Origin of the sequence: Sphingobacterium sp. UBA6645 (assembly GCF_002455685.1) — a bacterium.
Taxonomy (GTDB): Bacteria; Bacteroidota; Bacteroidia; order Sphingobacteriales; family Sphingobacteriaceae; genus Sphingobacterium; species Sphingobacterium hotanense.
The window spans coordinates 304,544-322,813 of the sequence record NZ_DKLH01000045.1 but is presented as its reverse complement, the minus strand read 5'-3'; the positions used below and the strand labels follow the sequence as shown (position 1 = coordinate 322,813).

Below are 18,270 nucleotides of genomic sequence, written 5' to 3'. Positions count from 1 at the left end.
CTTTGAGCTCCTAATGAAAATATTCGGCAATATGGGAAAGAGGGTATTGGGATAATTATACCCCTAGCCAATGAAATCAATATTTCTACATTCCGTAAGCGTTTCTTTTATATTTTCAAATCGTTCTGCATACTCAGAATTTGGAAAATTCGACAGCATACTTTCTGCAAAATGAATAGCCCTATCTAAATCATAATCTTGGAATTCATTTATCAGACAAATCGCTGCCCAGAATCTCTTTTCATCCTTAGTTTCATCCTTGCGAATAATTGCTTTCAAATAATCAATCCTATTTGCAATTAATCGAATTATTAGATTGACATCATAACCAACAGCCCCTCTAGTTATGCCATTATCATTAATATGATCTAATAGCTTTGATACTTCATTTATACCAAAATATGTAGCAATTAATGTTCTTGCTTGCTGACTAATTTCATGATCCATTATATTACCAACATGCCACCAAATGTCTCCATGAGATAACAAATGACGATAAGAATAGATTAAAGCAAGTTGAACATTGTGTTCTTCCTCAAAACAAAATCGGCTTATTAGGTAGAACCAAGTTTCCGTTTTATTTCTATGAAACGAAAATAACGATTTTATGGCTTCAAATCTACTTTCGGGATGTCGGTAATTAGCTAAAAATTTAAGAGATCTTCCGAAAAATTTATCACTACCATAACTAGATGAATATTTTGTTAGCTGGTACTGGAATGATGTGAAGTTGTGAAGATCAAAAATATTTCCCTTATCTATTTTTATGGTGTATGGCCCTTTATCTATTTTTTCTTCGTCATCTGCTAAATATTGAGAGATATCTACCCAATAGGCTTGTTCATATTGAGGAATATAAACAATACCTATAATTGGTAGAATATGATTGTACCAATATTCAAAATGATTCTTATCTGCTTTCAATGATACTTCATTGTTAGCTCCGGAGAGGTTTGAATTCCCGGCCTTTATCTGTACACCAATACATAAACCAGAGGGATGATTGCCTCTAATGAATTCTATATAGCCATCTAAGCCAATATCTGTACTGCCATCGATTTTGTTAAATATGCACCCGGCATCGTTTACAATCTTTTGGACGTATGTTAAACCTTGAATTTCCGTTCTCTTATTTTCACCCCACTGAATCGACATAAGTTTTCACATTATTAGTTGATAAATATACGAAATACTAATGTTTGGGAAATTCCAGCCTCTGTATCACTAGCTCCCCAAAAATATCAGCATTAGAGACAATAACATAGCTATCCGCATCAATATCAAGAATATTCGACAACTATAGTCGACAATCGTTCCAAATCTTCTAAAAAATGTTTCGAGATTTGTTCGGTTGGGGCTACGAAAATCGACTTGAAAAAGTCGCTTTTTTTTATGTCTTGTAATGTCACCATCAGTCATGATCGAAAATTCCAAATAACGATATTTTGGGAGAAAATGAATTTATATCTTAAATGTTTATATGTTTCATGCGGTGTTTTCTTTTCTTTCCCAGCCGATAGCGAGCATTTTAATTTTTCAGTAACTTTGGGATAGTATTAATAAAATATGTGGATCTGGAAATCACTATAAAAATAGATCCCCGTAGCACGCAAAAGAATTCATTGAATACCTTAAAACACTCGCTTTTGTAAAGCATGAAGAACCACGTTATAGTAAAGATACTGAAAAGGCAATAAAGGAGGCAAAGTCCGGCAAGGTGACTAAAACCACGCTCGCAGAATTTAGAAGCAATTTATATTAACACTTACTTCGATTTTTGCTACCCACGTTAATCAACATCCAAACGCCAATATTCTTCCGCAACAAAGCTACCATGAACTTCTTCTCCACACTTAAAATACGCAAAAACACCCCAATGCGCATTCCTCCTCAATCCCTCTCTCGAATTATTTATCCCTCCCCGCTCAACATTCTCCTGATAACATTGTTAATTAAAAAACACCTCCATAAACATCATCAACAATGAAATTCGGACAAGTAGCAGACCCCTCATCCATCGACTTCAAACTCCCCGAAACCCTAAAGGAAACGCTTGCCCTACTAAAAAAGCATAAAAGCAAGAAACCCCTGGCCGTATACGTAGGTTGCGCAAAATGGAACCGCAGCGACCTGAAAGGATTCTATCCACGCGGCACAAAAGACGAGCTGACTTACTACGCTACACAGTTCAATTCCATCGAAATGAATGCTACGTTCTACAAATCGCCAACCAAGGAGCAGGTGGAAACTTGGAAAAACAAAACTCCGAATGGCTTTAAATTCTTCCCAAAGATAACGCAGTCCATATCCCACTACGGTCGACTCCTGAATTTCGAAGAAAAACTTGAAGGCTTCGTTAATTCCACTGTACTGTTTGAAGAGAAACTCGGAATGGCATTCCTACAGATAATCAACAACTTCAAACCGAAGGATTTTGACCGCGTGGTGCGCTTCGTCGAAAAATTCCCAAAAGGATACCCATTGGCGGTTGAAGTTCGAAATGAAGAATGGTTTGAGCGTGAAAATGCGGAGAAACTTTACAAGTTGCTCGAGAAAAATAAAACGACCAACATCATTGTCGATACGCCCGGACGTCGCGATATGTTGCATATGCGATTAACGACCCCCACGGCATTTATACGCTACGTCGGAGCAAATCATCCATCAGATTATGCTCGTCTGGACGATTGGGTCGATAAGATTGCCGAATGGAAAAAGGCAGGATTACAGAACATTTATTTTTTCATCCATGAGCGAATGGAAATCGATTCTCCCATGTTAGCCACTCATTTTATAAAGCAACTAAATCAGAAGCTTGGCACCAAGCTGCACATTCCCGAAAAGCCAAATAAAAAAGGATAATAAGTCACCCTTCAGAAAAAGAAGTGTTGACATGCTATGATCTAATAACTAAGGTCTGACCTTGAATAACTCACTCCCCACCTATATTAAATTAAAACCCATATCATAGCCGCTCGGAAAGGCTTCTGATTGGGGTTTGTATTGGGTTTGAAAGGCTTTACATTGGGTTTCAGTCGACCAAGTCTCAACGAGGATAGGGAAAAGCGGTAAACAAAATCCATATAAACGAGAAGAAGCCGCCCTTTTTGGCAGCTTCTAATTTATCTCGTAGGAAAGTAAAGATTAAATCTTCTCTACTTCCGTAATTTGATTTCCTTGCTTAGAACGCGCGTATTTGTATTTAACCGCTTGGTTAAGGTTCAATACCATACCCGCTAAGTTGTCATTAAAATAAACGGTTTCTCGCGTTTCGTTGTCACGGATAAAACCATAATGACCTACTTCGTTGTAGAAAGACACTTTTCCGAAATGGTATTCTTCCGTCGGGTCAGCAGGACGCTGAAGGTCTTCTTCTTTGAATTTGTAAGGTTGCGATGGCGGAGTATCAGAAATATTTCCATACTCGTCCACGTAAGCAAACATTTCTTCAAGAGCTTTGCCCTTATTATTGTTCGACTTATTGATTTCTCTTCGTTCTTGTTTTTCTTGCTTCTTCTGAAGCTTCTTCTTTGCAGTTTCTTTTTTCTTAAATGTGAGTTGACTTTTAGCCATTAAATAGTATTAAGGGTGAATAAATAAGGAAGATTAATATCTTAAGAAGGGAGATGTGCCTTGGATATAAGAGTTATGATCCTTTGTGAATATGTCAAAGATACGAAATATTACGCAATTTATCAAGTAAATACTACCAGGGAGACGTCTGCCTAAACCTACAGATTCTTCTTCGTTAATACGAAGGTACAAGCGTATTTTCAATGTAACATTCAGCGCCTCTATAACAGCATAAGTTCCATCATTTCTATTCGTATTATGAGTATGACGGTACTTCCAATAAGTATTTTGTTTCAATAAACAGAAGCTGTTTAAAAGGTAAATGGAGTTTTGTTAACGGTGGGATGGCTATTACTCCTCATACAATCGTTCTGCATCCAGGCCTAGTGCCGAAATACAAGTCAAGATGTTGGCAATTTGCATATTGATGCCTTTGAGGGACACCAAATAGCCGTCAACATAGGGGGCAATTTGCCATTCATTGATAGAACTTACGTCGTTCAATACTTCTTGAACTCTTTGCAGCTGCTGCTGCGTGGCGGTGCTGATTTCGAATTTTAAGCTGTCCATGATGTTAGTCCTCCTATTTAATATGTAATTGATGATAATTCGATTGACTAAGATAACCCGCTCTAGCGAATGGAGATTCGCAATACCTGACAGGCAATTTGTCAATTATTTCTACCTACAATTTAACAACTAAATTGCTGACTTACAAATCATTGTGAAAAAACCGTAATAAATACTTGTTTTAATAGCATTAACACGGTTTTTCAGATTACAGTGCAAACCAATAGTTCATCTTTAACATCAGTGTGTTGACTCCTTGGAATCCGAACATGCGATCGATGTTGTTTCCCCATGTTGGGTAATAGCGAGGATCTTGTCTTGATCGATTGTGCTCCCAAACCAGATAAACCGTCGACCCTGGCTTGTATTCCCAACGGGCAACTAAATTCGAACGAAACTCATTGAAGCTAAAGTTCGGGTCTTTAAAACTAAACGACTTGCCATCTTTTATCACCGCATAGTTACCATCTCCTGCCGTGATTTCCTGATCCGCAATGGCAGAGAAACGTTCCGCGTAATTATGCGATCGGGTATCTAATGCGGTTTTAAATCGATCATATTTTGCAGTCGATGTAAATGGGGAGCCATAATATTGTATGGAAATATCCGGCGTCAGGTTCACTTGCATGTTCATCGTGATACCATAGGTACGTTGTTTCATTCGTCCTAATACATATTCCGTGCTCTCCTCGTTACCATCGCTAGCCGCAACAGTGTTTACATATTGCAGTTCATCGGTGTTGTTGGCATAGTTAAATTGCGTTGTCAGCTTGACGTGATTACCGATTCGGAAGATAAAACTAGGCTGTAGCGTATTGTAAGCTGTTTTTTCTTCGAGATAGTGCCGCCCGTTGTAAAGAATTTTAAAAACCACGCGTTTGGCACGGTCGGTACTCAAATCGACATTCGTTTCGAAGTTCGATCCATAGCGCATATCCGGTCCGCCGCGTAGCCTACGGCTATCCACCGTATTCCAGCTGAAGGTCTCTTTCACGTCCATTTCAAAACGATGAACAGTACTTAAGCTCCGAAAACGAAGAGCGACATCATTATTGATTGCCTGCCCACCAAAATTCCAGATATTCTTTTGGGTCAGGTTGATACCTGCAAATCGAAATGGCCCCCAAGGATCGGTCTTGCGGAAGGCGACCTCCGATTCGTTAAGCATGTAATCCGACTCTTTGTTATAGCCAACGTCGTTCAGATCGAAGCCTGGGGAAGACCAGTTAAACGTTTGCGAATAATTCCATTGTGCATTTCCTTTTTTTCCGGCCTTCACATACCCCCCGGTACCGGCGAGCGTAGTTGCCGTTGGATCCAAATCAAGATAATCGATACCCGAGGCCCGATGATAATAATGGGTGGCGTTACGTTTCTTCATCAATATCGAGCTAGCGGAGCCGTTTAAGGTGCTATACATCGCCTTGGCGTCGATATAATACAATCGCTTATTGAAATACTGGGTAAAATCCAATCCGGCGGTAAAGGCGTTCTCTACTAGCGCCTCTTTTAGATGATCCTCATCCAGCTTTCGGTTCACGGAAGTAATCATCCCGCCAAAAAGCGTATTTCCGTCCCAATTCTTCTGCAACCTGGTAACGGTGTAATTTGTCAGCGGCTCGGCCAGTTCCTCTCCGCGTACGCCTTTTCTCGAGGTCTGCGATTGTGTTTTGCCTGTGATACTCTCCAGCAAGCCTACGGTTAGCCCATTTTTGTTGGTTCCCGTCAGCTTAAGAGCGCCTAAAATTGGAATAAAGCTAGGAGTACTGGCGAAGTTTTCTATATTGTCTATTCCTTGTGGTTTGTAGGAAGGCATTGCACCGATACGACGTGAATAGAACATCATTCCCCGCTCATTGTTGTCAAATTCCAAGATATGTTTCCCCTCTAAGAAAAATGGGCGCTTTTCATCATAGAAAACCTCGTATGCCGTCAAGTTCATAACCGAAGGATCGAGTTCCACCTGCCCGTAATCGGGATTGATGGTCATATCCAAGGTATAGTCGCTCAAAGAGAACTTCGCGTCCAGCCCCGCATTCACGTGAAACTTCTGTCCTTTCTGGAAAGGACTATTCGGAATCTTCGGTTCATTTACATATTTTGTCATCGCATAGGGCAGAAACTCGATCCCTCTAGGTTTCGGAAGATCCGTCATACCATGCATCTCTCCAAAGGAAAAGACATGCCCGTTATTTTTTATAGGAATTAAACTCCAGTTCTGTACCTCATTATTTCTACGGATAATTCGGCGGACGTGCAGCCCCCATACCCCATCCTCGTTCTCTTGATTGTAGCGAAGTTGACTAAACGGTATCCGAAGCTCTGCCGTCCAGGAAGAGTCCTGCATATTGATATGCGTCCTCCCCTCCCATACTGCATTCCAGCTGAGGTTGACCGACAGCTTATCAGTTACCGTTAAATCCGTTTTATTTCCACCAAGATTGATATTGAACTCCGGAGCAACCCGATAGTCATGATAGGTATCGAAGGCAATACTGATCAAATCGCCATTGCTGTTATCGTCGCGATTCCCAATAAACGCATTCATCGTCTCAGGATGTTCATCTTTACAGTAAACACCGACATAGATATTCTGATCGTCGTAAAACAACTTGACGCGTGTCCACGAATTGGTATGCACGCGCTCGAAAGGAATAACCTGAGAGAATTTCTCCGACCACATACCTCGGTTCTGCCAGATATCCTCGTCGAGCTTGCCGTCAATCTGTGGCTTTTGGCTATCTATTTTACTGATATGATAAGTTCGCTTGTAGGCGTCTTCAAAGGTAACTACTTCTTTTCTTTCATCCTGAGCGCGTCCAATTGTTGCTAGGCAAACGAGCGATAAAAGCGCAGTTCCTGTTACTATATTCTTCAAGGCGATGTAGGTTTTGTTGTTGGTATCAAATGTATTAAAAAATAAGCGCATGTTTTTATGGTAACAACAATGAGAAAAAAGACATAGTATCGCTTTAAATATCATCCCCTAAAAATTACGTTAAACCGAATGCGTCTCCTTTAATCGGTAGTCTATGTAACTCAGGTTACCGATATGTTTATGCTAAGCGGATATCTTTGAAAGAAGAAGATGGCTATTTTGTTGATAAAAGAAAGGACGAGAATATGAATTATTTAAGAAGTTGGAATGTGATCAGGTTGCTTCGATTGGCTATGGGGGTGGTTATCACCATTCAGGGAGTGATGGCTTCACATTGGCTGATAGCAGGCTTAGGTGCGCTTTTCACCCTATTACCGATATTGAATATAAACACCTGTTCGTCGGGCGCATGCGAAGTGCCAAGAAGAAAAACCATGACGAGCAAGCAAGAGAACGGCCCTAGCAGCTATGAAAAACTAAATTGAGTTGTTGCATGCAGCCCTTTCCTATTGAACGGTCAAAAAAAGACTTTTCAATGGAGAGGGCTATTTTTGAGTTTTAGCAATCTTTCTTACAGGGTAGATCGCTTTAAATCGGTTCTACTCTCCACACCAAGAATCTCGTAAATCTGTTTGAGATGATATTTAACGGTATTTTCAGATATAAATAGCGTATCACCAATTTGCTTGTTCGTCATTCCTTGCTGCACCAATTTAATGATCTCCTGCTGCCGCTCGGTTAATCCTACTGAAGTTATATCGATTCTTTTTATTCCAAGCTCGTTGCGCTCATTAGTCAACTTCTCAATTTCATTACGTATATGATTATTTTCCCGCTCGACCAATACGCGCTTCTGTAAACTTACAATCAAGAGCCTCACCAACGTAATAATCAGCAATAACAAGATTCCACCAATAATAAGCAGATAGGTTTTATATGATTTTTCATATTCCACTTCCATATTCTTGCGCTGCTGCAAGAGTTCCTTCTCCAGCTCCGTCAATACCCCGCTAACATTGTTAGCATTGTATTTAGTACGCGTCTCGCTAACCTTTAGCTGATAATGAAAAGCATTTTTATAATCTCCCAGCTCCTTGTAATATGTAGTGATTGTTTCGTACATAATGATACGATAGAGATCCATTTTGTATTGCTCCGCATAGGCCAATCCTTTTTCGTATGCCTCAATAGCATCTGCATGCCGCCCCATTTTACCATATAGGGCTACTTTGACACGGTAAACATTTGGCAAATCTTTAGGACTCTCTTTCTGCAACAGCGCGATTGCCCGGTTTAGCTGAACTTCGGCCTCCTCATAATGACCTTCGCGCATCGCTAATATCCCAAGGATACTCGTATAAATAGCGACAGTCTCCTGATCGACATGTTGTAGATGCTTAGGCGTAATCATCTCCAGTAACTTATCAAACTCATCATAGCGTTGTAGATCGAAATACACGAAAAGACGTTCGATCAAAACTCTGCTTTTTATTTCGTCAGCATGTAAACTGTCGCGCTCTGCCTCCAAAAGAGCTAGATCCAGATTATTCAAGGCGACCGTATAATTGAATAGACGCTTATAGGTTAGCGACTTTTGCACATAGACATGAAAACGATCATAGGCCGTGGCGTCCTCGCTGCTAAGGATTTCTTCGAGATAGAGAATAGATTTATCATACTGATGCTGGTCGTTCAGCTTAGCGATCTTACGCTTCAGCTGTAAGGGATCGATAGACTGTCCATGTAAAGACAGACCGCAAAAAAGGGTAAAAAATACTAGTAAAGCCTTTCGCATTATTGAAATAAGATAGTCGAAAATGAGCGTTCGCTGTAGATGCTATTGCTTGTTTTTCGTAGGATAATAATAGATGTTAACAACAAAATTACCTTAATTCCCGAGTATTTGGAAGGCTTTTTTAGAAACAAATCCTCCATTGCTACAATTTCATTTGTCGATTACAGAAAGTATTGGCGGTTCGTTTCTATTCCACACAAACCATAACGCCGATACAGAAACCAGCTATCGACCTCGCCTAAAATCACTTAGCAACCACTACCCGCAGGGTAAGCTTCTCCCCCTACTCCAAGATTAGTGCGAAACTATACGACAAACTACCCTATGCTTATTTCCCATCAATTTTAGAAATGACGCATTTTTGCATCGAAATATTTATTAATCTAATTCAATTTTCATCATGAAATCATTTAAGTATATGCTAGCAATAGCAGTGTCTGGCCTATTTTTCGGTTCTTGTGGATCTTCAAAAAACATAGAGAATAGCATCAACTCGCAAACGACACAAATCAGCAATACGTTAAAGCGTAACGAGTATACGATCTTGGACAAGGATGCAATCTTTACGGTGGAAAACAAAAAACAGTTTAAGCGCTATACACTTGAGCAATTGAAGCAAGCAGCTCTCCTTGCTGCAGAAAGACAAGCGATTGAAAATGGCGCTGACGGCGTACTTAACCCACGTTATATCGTAGATCAGAAAAGAAAGAAATTCAAGGTGACCGTCCGTGCTAAGTCATACAGATTGAAGAGCGATAGCGAGTATATCGATATGGAAAACAAGTTGAAACATAACCCAACAGGCGTATAAATTGAATTTAAAAAGATACCGATTGTTCTGTATGCGACATCTACTTCCAGTTCTAATATGCATGATGATATTCCCGCTCGCTGCGACTCAAGCTCAGGAAATCAGTTTATCAGAATTGAAGAGCTTACGCAGCAAGGCTGTCGCAGAAGTCCAAAATGTCTTATATCAAAAAGGATTCTCGCTATACAGAACTTGGCGGGATGATGACCTCAAGCAGGACTCCGTAATCTACAGGAATGCGCAAGGCCATCTCTTAGGGACTATCCATGTCAAAAACACGAGCAAGAATAGGATATTCCTCGAGCTTTCAGAACCTGTTTTTTACGAGCAGACGCTCGATGAGCTGAAGAAAGCAGACTATAGATTGCTGAAGACGGAGGTCGGAAAGAATAACACATTAACCAATTCGTATATACGACCGCAATCCAAAGAGCTAGTACAGGTTATTATCAGCAATGATCCTGAGTCGGCAAACAATGGCAACAGCTATCGCCTGCTCATACGCCCTCAAGAGAACAAGGGGCTTAGGAAGAAGATACTAGGCAATAATTAAAATACAAAAAATCCTCTCCATAATTGTTAATTAGAAAGATGTATGCAATCTCCCCGATTGCGTTTTATTATCACTATTAAGTTGAAAAATGAAGAAGAAGCTGCCCAATTGGACAGCTTCTTCTCTCATTATAATTTAATCGATATCTGCATTCAACTAAATGCAGGCTGACTTTATTTCTAGGTATTAATACCCCGGATTCTGCGGCAACAAGTTTTGATTTCTATTTATCTCATCTTGCGGCACCGGTAATAGTTTATGATGATCTTTCACGTTAGCCTGCTTTTCTAAAGCATCGGGTTTTGTGAAAGATTCAACAACGATATTCCAACGTTTGATATCATACCATCGCTTCCATTCGAATGCCAGTTCTACACGACGCTCTTCGCGTACTGCCGCTCTGAATTGCGCCTGTGTCATTCCCGTCGCATCGGCAGGATAGGCCTGTTGTCCTTGCGGCGTATAGCGCGCTCGCGCTCTAACAGCGTTTAGATAACTGTAAGCTTCCGCCGTAGGACCGCCTTTGCTTTCGTTGATTGCTTCTGCAGCCATCAATAAAACCTCAGCATAACGGAAGATAACATGCTTGATATCCGAGTCTGCCCCATCAGCACCTGCATTGTCGCCTGGAAATAAGCACCATTTAGCCGTATGTATCTTAGGCCAACGGAACTTACTCCACGGTGTCATAACACCCTTTATTGGTGTTTCTAACAAGTAACTGATCTTCTTACGATAATCCTGATCCGAGAAGCTTGCAAACATCCCATTTGATGGGACTAATACGCTCCATCCTTGCATGTCAGCATCACGTACTCCCGTCATTGGTGCTGTATAATCCACATTTGAACTGTTCTCTCCTGTGATACCTCCCGTAAAGTCAGCAACCCATACGTGTTCGGATTGGAAACCCAAGTCTGCTTTCCATAGATCTTGGAAGTCTCTTACCAAAGCATAGTTATAAGAACTTGCAGCTTTGATTACCGCCTCAGCCTCGGTCGCGGCCTCAGCCCACTTCCCTTGTATCATGTAAATCGACGCTAATAATGTCTGTGCTGAACCTTTCGAAGGTCTTGCACGGTTATTACTTGCATAAGTATCGGGCAGATTAGCCACCCCAAACTTACAATCCTCGATCATATGGCCATATACTTCATCAGCCTTCGTTCTCGGAATGTCAGTTACTGTTGCTGGATCCGTAACGCTAGCACCCATATAAGGTACATCGCCAAACAATTGTACTAAATGTGAATAAAACAATGCTCTCAATACCCTAGCCTCAGCAATAAGCGCATTTTTCTTCTTCTCGTCCATCTGCACTTTCGGAATACCATCGATTGCCGCATTGGCCGCACCGATACCTAAATATGCGGTACGCCATACCGCAAGGATATCCTGATTACTAGCGTCATGGCTAAAGCTATTGAGCTGAATACGGCTGGATTGCGTACCGATATCGGCAATGTCCATATCATCACCCAATAATTGTAGCACCATGGTTAAACGACGCCCATATCCATCTCCGTTCGCAACTAAACTGTATATACCCATTACCGCAGCCTCAGCATCGGCTTCTGTATTGAAATACTGTGAAGGAACTAATATGCTGGTCGGTTCTTCATCCAACTTCGTACAGGAAGCCGATACAACACATAAACCAGCGATAACAAAAAACTTAAATATCTTTTTCATAATTAAAAGAGTCGAATTAAAACCTTGCATTAATACCAAATGTGAAAGACTTGATGTTCGGATAGCCCATGTAGTCTAAACCGATGTTCCGGTTAGAATCCTGGAAACTAACTTCTGGATCAAATCCGGAGTAATTGGTCCATGTCCAGATATTCTGGGCGCTTGCGAATAATCGCAATTGATCTATCCCGATTTTCCCGATAGCAGTTTTGGGAACATTATAGCCCAATGCTAAGTTCTTCAAACGTAGGTAAGAACCATCCTCAACCCAACGTGAGGATACTTCCGGATTATTAGAAGCACTAGCACGTGGCACATCCGTATTGGTATTTGTTGGTGTCCAGCGGTTCAATGCATCTTTTGTTGCATTTCCTTTTCCAGCCATCCAGTCTAATTCCATGCGCGTAATATTCAACATGTCATTACCGTAAGACCCTTGGAAGAAGATATTTAGATCGAAGTTCTTGTATTTGAAGTCATTGTTAAAACCGAAGATAAAGTCCGGATGAGGATTACCGATAATTGTTCTGTCATCTGCGTTAATCTTGCCATCAGCGCCGACAACCAAGTTATTGGAAGCATCGCGCCCAAAGATATCTTGGTACTTCACGTCGCCCGGCTTTTTGCTAGGTTGCGGACTAAAGTCATCGCCCTGTTGGTATACACCGTCAAATACCCAACCGTAGAACGCTCCAACCACTTCACCTTCGCGCAAGATCTGCGAGTCGGTAGACAACATATGCCCAGGAATAGTATTATAACGGATATCGCCACCCGGCAGTTGAAGGATTTTGTTTCTGTTGAAGGTAATATTGAAGTCGGTATTCCATTTCAATTCGCGATCGATATTCGTTGTTCCTAATGCAAATTCCCATCCTTTGTTCTCAACACTACCCACGTTCTGAAGTGAGCCTGTGTATCCGGAGTAGATCGGCAAGGGAACAGAATACAGTAAGTCGATCGTTTTCTTGTAGTAATAATCTACCGTCAGGTTGATTTTGTTATTCAAGAATCCGATGTCGATACCTGCATCAGTTTGTTTCGTTGTTTCCCAAGTTAAGTTAGGGTTGGCAACGTTCGTAGGACGAACAGCATTCACAGGTACTCCACCCATCGTCGCCAAGGTTGCGGAATAGCGCGCTAAGGACTGATATGAACCGATCTCGGAGTTACCCGTCTCCCCGTAACTTGTTCTGATCTTTAAGTTGGAGATCGCTTCGACAGATTCCATGAACGGCTCTTGGCTCACATTCCATGCGAAGGCTGCCGACGGGAAAAATGCCCATTTATTGTTTTCTCCAAAACGCGATGAACCATCGTAACGCCCTGTTGCCGTGAATAGGTATCTTCCCAATAGGTTGTAGTTGATACGACCATAGAAAGAAGACATGATCCAGTCTTCTAAATTCGAGGAGGCATTCTGGTAATTAGAACCGGCGCCTAAGTTCCAATATGAGAAGCTGTCGGAAATAAAGTTCCGATTGTTCGCTTGCCATGACTCGTTTCTTGAACTTTGATATGAGTAGCCAACCATTGCATCTAAATTATTAGCCTCGTTGATCTTCAGATTATAGTTCAAATAGTTCTCGCTGATTACGTTTGTATTTTTATGAGCAGCGATGGAGCCTATACCTCCAAAGTTACGTCCTTCTACCAATCGTTTTGACACGTAATTACCGGTACGCTGGTTGCTTACCTGTAAGCCCACCGTACTGCGGAAGATCAAATCTTTTAATAAGGTAAGCTCCAGATAGCCATTCCCCTGGAACAAGTCAGTTTTCACTTCATTAGCGCGCTCTCTGGCTGCCGCAACAGGGTTATCATGTGGATCCCCGAACTTCTTTAAGGTATAGTTTCCTGCGTCGTCAAAGACGCCCTGCGTAGGTTCGAAACGTAAAGCTCCCGAGATAACACCTGCAGCAGTCGTACCACTACTGCTCTCTTGTGTTCTCACGCCGTTTAATATACTTCTGTTAAATAGCAAACGTGTACCGATCTTGATGCGGTCATTCACCTTCATATCCAGATTCGAAGTCCCTGAGAAACGGCGGTAATCCGATTCTATCACCGTACCTTTTTGTCCATAATGATTGACTGCCGTGTAATATCGAATATTATCAGACCCACCGGATACCGATAATTGATTACTCAATAGATTTCCATTTCGGAAAACCAGATCCTGCCAATCCGTACCTTCACCTAATGACTCCGGATTGGGAAAAGGAATATTATTATTGCCGCCATTCACATAAACATCGTTGATGTAGGCTCCAAATTCCGATGCGTTCAACAGATCTAATCGCTTCCCGACTTGTTGTGTGGCAATGGAATTGTTGAACTCCACCATAGGCTTTCCGATCTTACCCTTCTTCGTTGTAATCATGATCACACCATTCGCACCACGCGAACCATAGATTGCAGTTGCCGAAGCATCCTTCAGAATCTCTATCGACTCCACATCCTCAGGTGCCGGCGGAGTACTGCCCGGGAAGCCATCCACTACATATAGAGGGTCGGAACTTGCGTTGATGGAAGTTCCTCCACGAACACGAACGCGCGGCGCCCGTCCAGGCTCACCGTTGATACTGGATACCGATACCCCAGGAGCACGCCCCTGTAATGCTTGCGCTGTTCCAGCTAATGGAAAAGCATTGATTTTCTCCGATCCTACCGAAGAAACAGAACCCGTCAAATCGCTCTTCTTCTGGGTACCATATCCGATTACAACTACCTGCTCGATATCCGTATCGGTAGAAACTAAACTAACATTCACATTGCTTTGTCCGCGCAATGGAACTTCTTGTGTTGTAAAACCAACCATCGTAAAGACTAACGTTGCATTCTGGTTATCCACCTGAATGCTGAACTCACCGTTAGCATTGGTCGTCGTGCCTGATCCGGCAACACCTTTCACCGTTACGGAAACCCCTTGAACCGGAGATCCGCCATCAGTCACTCGCCCGTTTACTGTTGATTGCTTAAAAATACTCTTGTGGATACTGCTCTCTGTTGAAGGAACAAGCGCATGCGCTTGTGTACCACCCATCACCAAAAACGAGGCGATGATGGACAGAATCTTGCCATTCATCCTTCTGGACGCCAAACCATTAAGGCCCGGCCGTACATCATAATTTTTGTACATGATTTTTTGTTTAAAATGGTTAACTCATTAATAGTTTATATAGGTTATTTATTATAGTATGGAACCAGAATGACACGACCAACAAAGCACACGGTGACCTGCGGAACCCTGAATTCTAAAATCCAATACGTCTATTTTTTACTTAAGTCTCCCTATGGTTAGTGTGGAGATCGACTGTACCAATGTACGTCAAAAGTTTATAAAGGTTGAAGCCAATTGATAACCATATGGAGTAATCTATTGAGCATCGATTTTATCCCTTCCTAGAATAATACAGGCGATAGGAATAATCATGTTCTCTCGCGAGAAGGTGTTAAGGAAGCTTCAGGTTGATGATATGACCTGAAGCTTCTTGGTTGTATATTTTTAGCACGGGTATTATCTACCCATCCAACCGCCATCAACAGTTAAAATAGTACCGTGAACATAGTCTGCTGCTTTAGAAGCAAGGAATACCGCCGGACCTTTAAAATCCTCTGCCTCTCCCCAGCGACCTGCAGGAATACGATCTAAAATCGATGCCGAACGATTAGCATCATTGCGCAAAGCTTCCGTATTATCGGTCGCAATGTATCCTGGGGCAATTGCATTGACATTTACGCCCTTGCTAGCCCATTCGTTGGCAAATGCCTTCGTAAGTGAAGCAATTGCTCCTTTCGATGCTGCATAACCAGGTACATTGATCCCGCCTTGGAAAGAAAGCAAAGAAGCCGTGAACACAATCTTCCCGGAGCCTCGAGCAACCATATCCTTACCAATTTCACGAGTCAGGATAAACTGCGCATTCTGGTTGATTTCAATGATTTCATCCCAATACTCATCCGGATGTTCAGCCGCAGGCTTACGCAGGATATTTCCAGCGTTGTTGAATAAGATATCAATGGTTGGATGATCTTGTTTAACCTGCTTGATGAATGCATAAAGCGACTCTCTGTTCGCAAAATCACATTGATAGGCGTAGAACTTTCTTCCCAAACCCTCGATAGACTTTTGCACTGCCGAACCTTCCAATTCCAACGATGCCGAAACACCAATGATATCCGCTCCTGCTTCCGCTAAACCCTCGGCCATAGCCTTTCCAATACCACGTTTACAACCCGTAACAATAGCTACTTTATCCTTTAAATCAAACGTATTCAAAACACTCATTATTTCTTATTTTAAAACTACCTTCAAAGGTTTCTTCAATTTATTCTTATACTCCTCAACCGCTTTATTCCAAGCCTCTGCATTGGTTATTTTCCCCGCACGATCCCATGCAGCTCCATTGTAGTAGACAAAGTCATTCCCGCTTTTCGCCGAACTGATCAGCAAAGCTTGCTCCGGACGATTATTATTGTATCTTACCTTTTGATTAGGCACAATAACCGCAACACCGGTACGCCCGCTTGCATTAATTTCAGGCTCCCAATAAGCTAAAGAATTATTGCCTTTCCCCACTGTTAACAAAGGATTCTCTTCCTTTCTCTTAACTATTCCGATCGCAATTGGAGTCGCTTTATTAGAGGAATTATTGAAATGCAAGGCAATCTTGTTGAAATGACTACCCGCATCCAAACTGATGGTTTTGCTTAGGCTAATCTGTTGCCCTTCGACCTCTTCAGGATCAAACTCTAAACGAAAGGTCGTACGCAGCGGTCCATTGTCTAATACCTGATACCGACGGTAATGCTTGGTATATTTCACCTCATCGTTGAAGTATAAAGCGACATCCCCAGCCCCTAGCGTATGTCCTACCGAATAGTAGTCCATTCCTTCGCCGTGGTCCTTATGGTAGTCATCAGTTTTATACCACTTATTGATTATCAGCTGATCGGTGCGCTTTGCCCAATAATCCATACCCTGCGCGTCATCTTTACGTCCCTCTAATGCCTTGCCATACATTCGGAAAGCGACCACATCATTCTCCCATGCAAAATCGTCAAACCGCTCAGGAACATAACGCGCATAGGTGTTCGGTACAAAAGCGGTCGGCGTACCTTCAGCTACCGTCAATGTGACGCGTTCTTTCGGCGCTACAGCAACCTGAACCAATACATTCACCGGCGTTTGGCCACCTAATCTCTCTATTTGGTGAGGCAATGTATTGCCACTTGCATCCTTCACCGTAAAAAGGGTATCCAAATTAAAATGTTGCTGAAACTTCGCGTAAGGGATTGATATCAATTCCTGCCGGATCAGATTCGTTGGGTTCGACACGAGGATTTGCTGCTGGGCATAGCTGTTGTAAACAGCCCCTGCGCTCAACAAGCATAGCAAGAGTATTTTTTTCATATTATCTCAGTTCTGTTATCGAACTCTTGTCCATATCATCATAATCCATATTCTCTCCGGCCATCCCCCAAATAAAAGTATAATTACTAGTGCCTGCACCCGAGTGGATAGACCATGGTGGAGAAATGACCGCTTGCTCATTCTGCATCCAGATATGGCGAGTTTCGTCAACCGGCCCCATAAAGTGCGAAACTGACTGGCCTTCCGGAAGATCAAAATAGAAGTAAACTTCCATTCTTCTGTCGTGAGTATGCGCAGGCATCGTGTTCCACACGGAACCCGGCTTCAATTCAGTCATCCCCATTTGCAGTTGGCAAGTCTCGATGACTGTATGCAATAGCATTTGATTGATCACGCGGTGATTGGAAGTCTCCAACGAACCCAGTTCAATCTTATTCGCCTGTTCCTTTGTCACTTTCCTCGTCGGATAGCTATGATGTGCTGGCGTAGAACTCAGATAGAACTTTGCAGGCTCTGACGCACTGTTACTGCTGAAGTAAACATCCTTCACACCCTTGCCTATATACAAAGCCTCCTTGGTTCCTAAGTCAATCTGTTCGCCGTCCACCTCTACTGTGCCTGCTCCACCAACATTGATGATTCCTAATTCGCGACGGCTCAAGAAGAACTCCTCTTTTAAAAGAGGTTCTATCGTTTCTAGCTTTAACTTCTGATCGACCGGCATTGCACCCCCAGCCATGTAACGGTCAAAATGTGTGTAAACAAAGTGAATGCGATCGTTCCAAAATAACCTGTCGATTAAAAAGTTCTCACGCAGTCCTTTCGTGTCTAAAGTTTTGGTTTCATTTGGTCCAATAGCATACCTGCTTTCAAAGGTAGTTTCCATAACATAGTTTGTTTTATTTGATTAATATAGGACTAACAATTAGCGATAAGCCCTTTTATCTGCGAAATCGATTTCGACTAGGCTTAGGATTTCCCGAAATGCAGTATCGATTCCTACCCCCACTTCTCAGGCTTC

Annotated in this window: 14 protein-coding genes; 4 read left to right on the top strand and 10 right to left on the bottom strand. The window is 42.0% G+C overall.

The window, feature by feature from the left end; translation table 11 throughout:
* Positions 1-63: 63 nt before the first annotated feature.
* Positions 64-1,155, bottom strand: a complete 1,092-nt coding sequence (locus B2400_RS08695; protein WP_293932670.1) for a DUF4365 domain-containing protein — start codon at positions 1,153-1,155, stop codon at positions 64-66.
* Between the two features lie 828 nt (positions 1,156-1,983).
* Here B2400_RS08695 and B2400_RS08690 point away from each other — a divergent pair.
* Complete coding sequence (locus B2400_RS08690) at positions 1,984-2,862, top strand: DUF72 domain-containing protein (RefSeq protein WP_293932668.1); 879 nt, start codon at positions 1,984-1,986, stop codon at positions 2,860-2,862.
* Positions 2,863-3,144: 282 nt separating this feature from the next.
* Here the strand turns inward: B2400_RS08690 and B2400_RS08685 are convergent, their stop codons facing one another.
* The 3 genes from B2400_RS08685 to B2400_RS08675 form a co-directional block, all read right to left on the bottom strand.
* Complete coding sequence (locus B2400_RS08685; RefSeq protein WP_246172413.1) at positions 3,145-3,573, bottom strand: cold-shock protein; 429 nt, start codon at positions 3,571-3,573, stop codon at positions 3,145-3,147.
* Positions 3,574-3,924: 351 nt separating this feature from the next.
* A complete protein-coding gene (locus B2400_RS08680) occupies positions 3,925-4,143 on the bottom strand; it encodes a hypothetical protein (protein ID WP_293932665.1) in 219 nt (72 codons plus the stop codon).
* A 208-nt stretch (positions 4,144-4,351) separates the two neighbouring features.
* Positions 4,352-7,072 (bottom strand): DUF5916 domain-containing protein, encoded by a 2,721-nt coding sequence (locus B2400_RS08675; protein WP_293932663.1) that lies wholly within the window; start codon positions 7,070-7,072, stop codon positions 4,352-4,354.
* A 146-nt stretch (positions 7,073-7,218) separates the two neighbouring features.
* Here B2400_RS08675 and B2400_RS08670 point away from each other — a divergent pair, with 146 nt between their 5' ends.
* Positions 7,219-7,506: a hypothetical protein gene (locus B2400_RS08670; protein ID WP_149524639.1), complete on the top strand. Its 288-nt coding sequence runs from the start codon at positions 7,219-7,221 to the stop codon at positions 7,504-7,506.
* Positions 7,507-7,592: 86 nt separating this feature from the next.
* On the opposite strand, the gene B2400_RS08665 is transcribed toward B2400_RS08670, so the two are convergent.
* Entirely contained in the window at positions 7,593-8,816 is a 1,224-nt protein-coding gene (locus tag B2400_RS08665; RefSeq protein WP_293932661.1) for a LuxR family transcriptional regulator, read from the bottom strand.
* A gap of 400 nt (positions 8,817-9,216) precedes the next feature.
* Between B2400_RS08665 and B2400_RS08660 the strand changes: the two genes are divergently transcribed.
* Both B2400_RS08660 and B2400_RS08655 read left to right on the top strand, forming a co-directional pair.
* On the top strand, positions 9,217-9,627 hold the full coding sequence (locus B2400_RS08660; RefSeq protein ID WP_149524638.1) for a hypothetical protein: 411 nt from the start codon (positions 9,217-9,219) through the stop codon (positions 9,625-9,627).
* 61 nt (positions 9,628-9,688) lie between these two features.
* Positions 9,689-10,180 carry a hypothetical protein gene (locus B2400_RS08655; RefSeq protein ID WP_293932659.1) on the top strand — a complete coding sequence of 164 codons (492 nt, stop codon included), beginning with the start codon at positions 9,689-9,691 and terminating at the stop codon, positions 10,178-10,180.
* A 186-nt stretch (positions 10,181-10,366) separates the two neighbouring features.
* Here B2400_RS08655 and B2400_RS08650 read toward each other — a convergent pair whose 3' ends face one another.
* The 5 genes from B2400_RS08650 to kduI all read right to left on the bottom strand — a co-directional run bounded on the left by B2400_RS08650 (position 10,367) and on the right by kduI (position 18,135).
* On the bottom strand, positions 10,367-11,872 hold the full coding sequence (locus tag B2400_RS08650; protein WP_293932657.1) for a RagB/SusD family nutrient uptake outer membrane protein: 1,506 nt from the start codon (positions 11,870-11,872) through the stop codon (positions 10,367-10,369).
* Positions 11,873-11,888: 16 nt separating this feature from the next.
* A complete protein-coding gene (locus B2400_RS08645) occupies positions 11,889-15,014 on the bottom strand; it encodes a SusC/RagA family TonB-linked outer membrane protein (RefSeq protein WP_293932655.1) in 3,126 nt (1,041 codons plus the stop codon).
* 378 nt (positions 15,015-15,392) lie between these two features.
* Complete coding sequence (locus B2400_RS08640; protein WP_293932653.1) at positions 15,393-16,163, bottom strand: SDR family oxidoreductase; 771 nt, start codon at positions 16,161-16,163, stop codon at positions 15,393-15,395.
* 6 nt (positions 16,164-16,169) lie between these two features.
* Positions 16,170-17,288 carry a DUF4861 family protein gene (locus tag B2400_RS08635; protein WP_293932651.1) on the bottom strand — a complete coding sequence of 373 codons (1,119 nt, stop codon included), beginning with the start codon at positions 17,286-17,288 and terminating at the stop codon, positions 16,170-16,172.
* Between the two features lies 1 nt (position 17,289).
* The gene (kduI, locus tag B2400_RS08630) at positions 17,290-18,135 is read right to left on the bottom strand and encodes a 5-dehydro-4-deoxy-D-glucuronate isomerase (protein ID WP_293932649.1); all 846 of its coding nucleotides are present in this window, start codon (positions 18,133-18,135) and stop codon (positions 17,290-17,292) included.
* Positions 18,136-18,270 lie beyond the last annotated feature (135 nt).